The 7,548-nt window shown below is 45.4% G+C and carries 13 protein-coding genes; all 13 read left to right on the forward strand.

Annotation, left to right across the window (positions count from 1 at the left end; genetic code table 11):
• The first annotated feature begins 155 nt into the window (after positions 1-155).
• The 13 genes from QEH54_RS22235 to QEH54_RS22295 all read left to right on the forward strand — a co-directional run bounded on the left by QEH54_RS22235 (position 156) and on the right by QEH54_RS22295 (position 7,451).
• On the forward strand, positions 156-527 hold the full coding sequence (locus tag QEH54_RS22235; protein ID WP_309020927.1) for a hypothetical protein: 372 nt from the start codon (positions 156-158) through the stop codon (positions 525-527).
• 75 nt (positions 528-602) lie between these two features.
• Positions 603-1,109 carry a hypothetical protein gene (locus QEH54_RS22240; protein ID WP_309020928.1) on the forward strand — a complete coding sequence of 169 codons (507 nt, stop codon included), beginning with the start codon at positions 603-605 and terminating at the stop codon, positions 1,107-1,109.
• Positions 1,110-1,144: 35 nt separating this feature from the next.
• A complete protein-coding gene (locus QEH54_RS22245; RefSeq protein ID WP_309020929.1) occupies positions 1,145-1,474 on the forward strand; it encodes a hypothetical protein in 330 nt (109 codons plus the stop codon).
• Complete coding sequence (locus QEH54_RS22250; protein WP_309020930.1) at positions 1,413-1,946, forward strand: hypothetical protein; 534 nt, start codon at positions 1,413-1,415, stop codon at positions 1,944-1,946. Before QEH54_RS22245 ends, QEH54_RS22250 begins: the two co-directional genes overlap by 62 nt.
• A gap of 81 nt (positions 1,947-2,027) precedes the next feature.
• The gene (locus tag QEH54_RS22255; protein WP_309020931.1) at positions 2,028-2,390 is read left to right on the forward strand and encodes a hypothetical protein; all 363 of its coding nucleotides are present in this window, start codon (positions 2,028-2,030) and stop codon (positions 2,388-2,390) included.
• A gap of 84 nt (positions 2,391-2,474) precedes the next feature.
• On the forward strand, positions 2,475-2,873 hold the full coding sequence (locus QEH54_RS22260) for a hypothetical protein (protein ID WP_309020932.1): 399 nt from the start codon (positions 2,475-2,477) through the stop codon (positions 2,871-2,873).
• A gap of 35 nt (positions 2,874-2,908) precedes the next feature.
• Entirely contained in the window at positions 2,909-3,205 is a 297-nt protein-coding gene (locus QEH54_RS22265; RefSeq protein ID WP_309020933.1) for a hypothetical protein, read from the forward strand.
• A 214-nt stretch (positions 3,206-3,419) separates the two neighbouring features.
• Positions 3,420-3,818, forward strand: a complete 399-nt coding sequence (locus QEH54_RS22270) for a hypothetical protein (RefSeq protein ID WP_309020934.1) — start codon at positions 3,420-3,422, stop codon at positions 3,816-3,818.
• 481 nt (positions 3,819-4,299) lie between these two features.
• Positions 4,300-4,551 (forward strand): hypothetical protein, encoded by a 252-nt coding sequence (locus tag QEH54_RS22275; RefSeq protein WP_309020935.1) that lies wholly within the window; start codon positions 4,300-4,302, stop codon positions 4,549-4,551.
• Positions 4,552-5,096: 545 nt separating this feature from the next.
• Positions 5,097-5,792: a GNAT family N-acetyltransferase gene (locus QEH54_RS22280; protein ID WP_309020936.1), complete on the forward strand. Its 696-nt coding sequence runs from the start codon at positions 5,097-5,099 to the stop codon at positions 5,790-5,792.
• A 206-nt stretch (positions 5,793-5,998) separates the two neighbouring features.
• Positions 5,999-6,463: a hypothetical protein gene (locus QEH54_RS22285; RefSeq protein ID WP_309020937.1), complete on the forward strand. Its 465-nt coding sequence runs from the start codon at positions 5,999-6,001 to the stop codon at positions 6,461-6,463.
• Between the two features lie 31 nt (positions 6,464-6,494).
• Positions 6,495-6,845, forward strand: coding sequence for a hypothetical protein (locus QEH54_RS22290; RefSeq protein WP_309020938.1), 351 nt, complete (start codon positions 6,495-6,497; stop codon positions 6,843-6,845).
• 75 nt (positions 6,846-6,920) lie between these two features.
• Positions 6,921-7,451 carry a hypothetical protein gene (locus tag QEH54_RS22295; protein ID WP_309020939.1) on the forward strand — a complete coding sequence of 177 codons (531 nt, stop codon included), beginning with the start codon at positions 6,921-6,923 and terminating at the stop codon, positions 7,449-7,451.
• Positions 7,452-7,548: the final 97 nt, after the last annotated feature.

Raw genomic sequence — 7,548 nt, forward strand, 5'->3', positions numbered from 1 at the left:
ATCCGACACCCAGATGACTTGATATACAAAAGTCGTGAACTCCTTTATATTATTAACTTGCAGTGCCTTCTCATGGAAGTCGGTCCATACAACTCCGGCCAGCGCTCCGCGCTGACCTCCGCGTATGACCTTCACGTTAGCCAGAAAAGAATAGAATGCCCATTCTCGATTTCAGTATCGTACTTCAAGAGTCGGAAATACTCGATTCCGATTTGGCTCAACGACTTGCGAATAAAGCAGCATCTATTCTTGCTAGTGCTCCAGGTACAGTCTGGGTCCGACTTCACCCAATTCCTAAAAACAATTACGCAGAGAACGGAATCGATGAGAGAGATGCTCCTTCTCCTGTTTTTGTGGAGATCCTGAAATCAAAAAATGAAGACATGAAAACAAGAACGAACGAGATCATGTTGTTTTCCAGTGAGTTCTCCAAAATCCTCAACCGACCGGTTGAGAACATTCACATTTTGTATCTTCCTGAAGCATCGGGAAGAATCGCATTTGGAGGAAAAGTAAAATTAGGCTAACCAGTCAGCCCATACAACTCCAGCCAGCGCTCCGCGCTGACTTCCGCATATGGCTTTCACGTTGGCAGAAATAAAGTGACCAAAGAATTTACAGACGGCAACGAGACCATCTACGATTTCTATGATTCAATCGATGTCGAGTGTCCCGATTGTGAATCGCATGCAATCGTTAGGAACGTCTCAGACAAGAGCTGGATGTTTTCGCCACGGCGGTTCTCCTGCACGAAATGCGGGAAGCAAAAAGAGTGGAACGAGCAAGGTATAGGAGGCATAACAGACAAAGACCCATACTTTGGATACAGGTTGTGGTTCTTGGCTAGTTCCTGCGGTCACATACTCTACGCGCTAAACGAAAAGCATCTGGATTTTCTAAGGTCATACGTTGAGGCCACTCATAGAAAAAGACCAAGAAAAGAGAACGAAGACGAAATTAGAAATGGGACGCTAGCCAGCAGGTTTCCAGCATGGATGAAATCTGCGAAGAATCGAGATGAGGTACTCAAATCGATTGATAAACTGAAACTAAGGAAAAGTTGTGCCAACCAGGCAGCCCATACAACTCCGGCCATCGCTCCGCGATGACCTCCGCGTATGGCTTTCACGTTCTACAGAAATTTATGAAATCAATCCTACTCGTTTTCCTACTCATCGGATCAGCCTGTTACGCTTCCGATTTCGATGGCACCTACAAGCCAGTCTACGACTTTCCACTCGAGGATCTCCCACCCTCAGCGATTCAGACGCTCGATCAGGAAATAATAATAGAAAATAACGAATTGAAGATGGTCATTGGTGATCGAACAGAAACCTTCGCAATCGAAATTCATGACAGATTTATCCTGTCGAAAAAAGAAGTAGAAGGAAAAGTTAAGTACTTTACTTTCTATGTCAGCGAAGAAGATGAACTATGGTTCGGGGGATTCTCTTTCAAAAAAGAAAAAAAGTAGAACCAGCCAGCCCATACAACTCCAGCCAGCGCTCCGCGCTGACTTCCGCGTATGGCTTTCACGTTGGGCAAAAGAAATGAAAGAAACCGACCACAAGCTTAAGCTATTCGCGTATCCACTTCTTGCTCTGCTTGCGGGATTTTCAGCGACCCAAGAGACTTCTCAGTTTTTCAGTATCCTAGAGAACGGAACGTTTAGCACAAAACAGTTCTTCCACGCTCTTTTGCTTTGGGCGTTTGTCGTGATGGTGACTTCTTTCTTTTTCCTAATAATAAAACAAAAAAGATTCTTCCTATGGATGGCACTTTCAGCAATGGCGATAGTTTGCCTATGTATGATATCTATGTTTTTCGTAGCTAGCTTAGCTTGGGGTTTTGGCTTCCTTGCTTTCCTAGTAGTTTTGTACCTCTTCTACTCGAATAGAGAAAAGAGATTTTCTCGGCTTTCGATCAACCACTTACTAAAGAAATGAAGCCCAACCAGGCAGCCCATACAACTCCGGCCAGTCGCTCCGCGACTGACCTCCGCGTATGGCTTTGACGTTCGAAGAAAAATGAAGACTGAAGCGGTATACGAAATACTCCGAGGCATGTCATTCGATCCACACGCGACCCACAAGTACGACATTTTACGTGGTGGTTTCTTCTGGAGCGACGAACTTCCAAGCCAAGAAAAAGATAGAGAGAATTTCCTGAGATGCTTGATGGTCCTAGCCAAACCGATCGCCCACCGTTCGGAGCTAAGTCTAGATAAGGAAGAGCTAAGATTTGAAGAAGAATGGACAGAGTTGAGAGAAAAGTGTCCTGACTGGCCTGGCTTCAGAGATGAACGAATCAATGACGAAAGAATAAAAAGGGAGTTGAAGGCTATAAAATACAAAGAAGCGAAATGCCTCAACGAACTAGAAAAAGAATGAATTCGAACCAGTCGTGCCATACAACTCCGGCCAGCGCTCCGCGCTAGCCTCCGCGTATGCACTCGACGTTCTGCAAAAATAATAATGCATCCAATCCTCAAACCAGCACTTTTCACATTGATCGTTTCCCTCCTGGTTGGGTGTGCTGATTCGAAAATTACGACATCCTCTTATCGCGAAAAACCCATCGAAATCGAAGAAGCCGTGAAAGCGATAAGAGACTCAGGAATCGTAGAAAATGTATGGAAAGAAAAATATCGGATTAGATTCGATGGAGACCGTTTCAGTGGCGAGCTCTATCACGGAACCGATGGCGAACCGTTCACTAGATATGGAATGGATGTGAAGTTTAGCTTTCGGAATTCCAATGAAAAGAACCTAGAGATACTCGATAAGTTGGTTGCGAAACTGTACGATGAAAAAACAAAGAAAGAAGAGCAGAACCAGTCGGTCCATACAACTCCGGCCAGCGCTCCGCGCTGACCTGCGCGTATGACCTTCACGTTCGACGAAAGATAATGAAATCACCCAACGGACAATTTGAAGTGATTTGCACAGACTTCCAAGAAGTGCGAATGGGAAGTCCACTCTTTGGAAGGATTGAATTAAAAGAAACGAGCTTTCAGCTCGACGGAAGAGAATTTGGAGAAGCGATGGCTTTCAGCAAGGACTCTAGATTTTTTGCTGCGAATCAGCTCAGAATCGCGAAAGGAAATCCGCTCTACCGAATCGTAGTTTTCGATCTTCAAACAGAAATCGAAATCACAGTGGACTCGGGTGATGGGCTTGTCAGAAGAATAGAATGGGATGAGTAAAATCGAGTCGAGATAACAGTTTGGACTCACACCGGAGGCGAGAAAACCAAAGTGAAGAACATAACTAAAGAGTCTTTTCCAGAACCACCCAAGCCGAAGAGTGTATGGAGACGCTTTTTCAAATGAAACCTCAAAGGTCGAACCAGTCAGCCCATACAACTCCAGCCAGCGCTCCGCGCTGACTTCCGCGTATGGCTTTCACGTTAGCTAGAATATGAAAAACCTCATCTCAGTTTTGTTCTGTTTTCTCGCTACAGCTTGCGCAGTCGGTAACGACCAAGAAGAAAAAAGTGGTCACTCAAAACTCTCAGAAGAAGAGATATCCAATTTACCTGAGGGATGCTTTCTCAAAGATATCCAGGACTCACTAGGATACTTCACTCGAGCCGGAGTTGCGGTACCACTCATATCGTTTAGAAATCAGACAAATGAGTACATTCTCATATTTGATTCCGATGACGGGAGAGTTTTAGCGATCTTCCGAGTCACAGATTCAAAAGAAGATGTGGGAGATGAGTTGTTGATTTGGCCAGAATCTCTGAAAGGAAAATCAATAGGAGAAATTTTAGCTAACCAGTCAGCCCATACAACTCCGGCCAGCGCTCCGCGCTGACCTACGCGTATGGCTTTCACGATGGACGAAAAAATGAGCGAAGCGACTATGGCGTTACGCATGTTACGCTTACCCCGAAGGGGTCGAAAATTTTGAAAAATCGACTATTTGAACAAACCGAAGGAATCGAATCTAGAAATCCCAAAAATCCTGATACGAAAGGTCTGAGTCTCACGATCAAAGCCCCTTTACACGGAATCTCTTCCGAAATTTCCAACAACAACCTCGAAGAAAAAGAAAAGATCAGAAAACAAAGAAAATCCCTGCACTGACGACTTCGACATTCCCACTCTGCCCTACCCCGACCAAAAGAAAAATCCTCATGTGCGAAGACTCGACGATCTAGCAGAATACGAGGAGAGTTAGCTCATAGGAATCAAAACCCTAAAACCAGAAAAAGAATGTCCATCCAGTCGTCCCATACAACTTCGGCCAGCGCTCCGCGCTAGCCTACGCGTATGGACTTCACGTTCACAAAAGAATGGAAAAAGAACTAGAAGCGGAAATCGCAAAACTCCTAAAGGGATTACTAACCCCTGGCTTCAACCGTTCACTTGGAGCACTCGAGGACGCGGGAGCGATTGATCTTAGAAAGCTAAAGAAAGAGTACTCAGGCACTGGAAGTAAGTACTATGACATTGTAACTGAGCAGATGGAATTGACTGTCGAATACGCAAAACCATCGATCCACGAAATGGTCAAAAAGTTCCTAGCCTCCAAAGAAACGAAATGAAAGAATGTGTGAACAAGTCGCTCGATACAACTCGGGCCAAGCGCCCGAGTTGTGGACACAGCAAGGACGTATCTCACCCTACTCTTTCACGACGGTTTTCGAGCCCTCGCGTATCAGCTTAGCGTTCACCAAGTAATGGGAAGCGAAAGAAAAGTATGGCACTGGAGAATTACGAAATCGAAGCGATTAGATCCTGCATCGGAATCATGAATCGCAACTTCCCGAATCAGCCGAATCGACGTTCCCGAAGCTAGAAGAATAACTATCGAAGACTTACGAATCGAAGCACTCCAAGTCAGCGCGAACCTCGTCGACCGGTAACGATGCGAGAAGAAGAAACTAAAAGAAGAAGAGAGAAGAAGAAATCCGAAGACCGAAGTCAGCCGAAGGCACGTTTCTAAAAGCGAAGAAAAGAATCATGAAGATCTCCGAAGACGAATCACTACAAGAAGAACTAAGAAGAGGTGAACAAGACGGTCGTCACAACTCCGATAGTCGCTCCGCGACTATCTCCGCGTGACACCTCGACGTTGGGCAGAAACAAAATGAAACTGAGAAACGGATACAGAACTCTTAAGTACGGTACCCCACTGCTCGACTACTATGCATTCTCGAAGCCCTTCCCTCGAGCAAGAATCAGGGAGTACCTTCCCACCGACTACGACGTCTGTTCCGAGATCTATTCAAAAAACGAGAGCGGGAGATTCCCACCCAACTATCTTAGCAAGTTTCAAGACTACCTTAAGAATGAGGAAGCAATCGTTCTAGTCATAGAAGAAGATTCAAAGGTGGTCGGGACAGGAGGAATCTGCCTTCTTGAGTACACTGATGAAATAACAATGGCAGCCTTATCCTTTGGGCTGATAGATCCCGACTACCAAAGAAAAGGTCTAGGAACGATGCTGTTGTGTGCTCGGATCTGCTTCCTCAAGCCACAGAAGAATTGGGATCTAATCATGACGAGCGCCGGAAATGGGACTGAATCCTTCTACAAACGAATCGGTTTTCAGTTTGTGGTAACGACCAATGACGAGTTCGGAACAGAACTGGAAAGCTATCACGTCAAATTGCCCGAATGTGACATCATCAGGTTCCGCAAGTTGATCGATGCCTCAGGCTCAGCAAGCACATTGAGATTTGATACTCCAATCCCTTCATCGGATTGCCGAGAGGCATACCAGAAAGAACTAATAGCCCAACAAGGCAGCCCATACAACTCCGGCCAGTCGCTCCGCGACTGACCTACGCGTATGGCTTTCACGTTCGACGGAAACAAATGAATAACTTTCACCTAGCTCACCAAATCATAATCGTAGAGCCAAGAGATTGGAACGTTTTGATTTGGTCTTCAGTCGTCATACTAGCGATTGGCGTCCTAGGACTCATATGGTACCACACTAGCCCACCAACCAAGAAGTATTCATCGAAGTTCTACTTCTTTCTCATCTTGTCATGCATCCCACTGTTGTTGATGTTCTTTGCGGTAGTCCACCGATTCGTCTATGGACCAACTATCGAAGAGACATTTCAGGAGGTGTCCGAGCTACAATCCGAAGATCTGGAAGATTTGCTAGATGCGATGGTCTTCCTATCGAAAGAGAGCTTAACCTTTCGAGGTGAAAAGATCGTTTCAGGGAATGACAAGAAGCTGATTCCGGAAAAATTAGATCAGTTGAGTCCACATTCAATCCATCTCAACCAAGGCCAAGTGCACGTGCTTTTGAACAAGCAGAACGACAAGTCTCTATCACTAGCGCTCAGACAAAGAGGTGACCACTACTACGTGTTGCTCAATTTCAGGGATGAGCTCTACAGAAGTAACCTCTATCGTGAGCTATATCCAACCAACAGAATTGAAGAATTGGTCGAACCAGTCGGTCGATACAACTCCGGCCAGTCGCTCCGCGACTGACCTCCGCGTATCACCTTCACGTTAAGTAGAAATGAATAATTTGGACCCAACAACCATTCTGATCGGAATCGCGGTCCTACTTCTATTCTTCATGCTACTGAAAATTTCAGCGATACTCGATTCTCTGAAATTAAGACAAAACATTGAAAACCTGGCAGAAGCGGAAAGAATAAAACGGCACGAAGAACTAATCGATTCTATCGAAAAGCTAACCATCGAAGTAGAATCTTGTAAGTCTGAAATACAGGATGTTCGACATGTAACTGATTTGATCGAAAAGTATAAGCTACCGAACAGAGAAGAGCAGGAAGCACTGGACGAAATCGCAATCAATGAAGAAGTCTTCGGAGGAATCGAAAAAGCGAGAAAGAAGAATACTTAACCAGTCAGCCCATACAACTCCAGCCAGCGCTCCGCGCTGACTTCCGCGTATGGCTTTCACGTTCGAAGAGAAAAAATGAAAAGACTCTTGTTACCCCTCGCCCTATTTGCCGCGTCTTCGTTGAGGTGCGAAATCATCCAATCCGAAGTAACCCCTCTCAGTAACAATCAGGTCAAAGAACATCTCGGAGCCGATGCCGCAAACATCAGGTTCAGCGTTGAAGATCCAAAATACTGGGGAATTCGCGTCACAGAGAATGGTTCCACAAGAACCATCTTCGAGCCGAACAAATCCAAAGAATACAAAGTTACACTTGTACAGAAGACAGAGCGCAACAGCTCAGGAAACGATTCTCTTTACGTGTACGTCGGATCAGGAACCAACGAATCGGGAGGAGGAATTGGATCTAACTACCAACAAGAGTCTATCCACACCAAGCGATTCAAATATCCAAACACAATTGTAAACGGCGAACCAGAAGAATTGATCTATATCGAGGGAGTCAATGGATCGGTCATCCTCAAAGTTGAGATCATTGCAACCGACAGAAAAGAAGATTTCGAACCAGTCAGCCCATACAACTCCGGCCAGTCGCTCCGCGACTGACCTCCGCGTATGGCTTTCACGTTCTGCAAAACAAATTTATGAATCCACACAGAGGCCTGCTCCACCACATGAACATCAACGTTTCTGACCTGAAACG

The organism is Pelagicoccus sp. SDUM812003, assembly GCF_031127815.1.
Taxonomy (GTDB): Bacteria; Verrucomicrobiota; Verrucomicrobiia; order Opitutales; family Opitutaceae; genus Pelagicoccus.

Coding starts and splice junctions, on each gene's coding strand:
- QEH54_RS22235 (WP_309020927.1), top strand. CDS start 156: ATGCCCATTCTCGATTTCAGTATCGTACTTCAAGAGTCGGAAATACTC.
- QEH54_RS22245 (WP_309020929.1), top strand. CDS start 1,145: ATGAAATCAATCCTACTCGTTTTCCTACTCATCGGATCAGCCTGTTAC.
- QEH54_RS22250 (WP_309020930.1), top strand. CDS start 1,413: ATGTCAGCGAAGAAGATGAACTATGGTTCGGGGGATTCTCTTTCAAAA.
- QEH54_RS22255 (WP_309020931.1), top strand. CDS start 2,028: ATGAAGACTGAAGCGGTATACGAAATACTCCGAGGCATGTCATTCGAT.
- QEH54_RS22260 (WP_309020932.1), top strand. CDS start 2,475: ATGCATCCAATCCTCAAACCAGCACTTTTCACATTGATCGTTTCCCTC.
- QEH54_RS22265 (WP_309020933.1), top strand. CDS start 2,909: ATGAAATCACCCAACGGACAATTTGAAGTGATTTGCACAGACTTCCAA.
- QEH54_RS22270 (WP_309020934.1), top strand. CDS start 3,420: ATGAAAAACCTCATCTCAGTTTTGTTCTGTTTTCTCGCTACAGCTTGC.
- QEH54_RS22275 (WP_309020935.1), top strand. CDS start 4,300: ATGGAAAAAGAACTAGAAGCGGAAATCGCAAAACTCCTAAAGGGATTA.
- QEH54_RS22280 (WP_309020936.1), top strand. CDS start 5,097: ATGAAACTGAGAAACGGATACAGAACTCTTAAGTACGGTACCCCACTG.
- QEH54_RS22290 (WP_309020938.1), top strand. CDS start 6,495: ATGAATAATTTGGACCCAACAACCATTCTGATCGGAATCGCGGTCCTA.
- QEH54_RS22295 (WP_309020939.1), top strand. CDS start 6,921: ATGAAAAGACTCTTGTTACCCCTCGCCCTATTTGCCGCGTCTTCGTTG.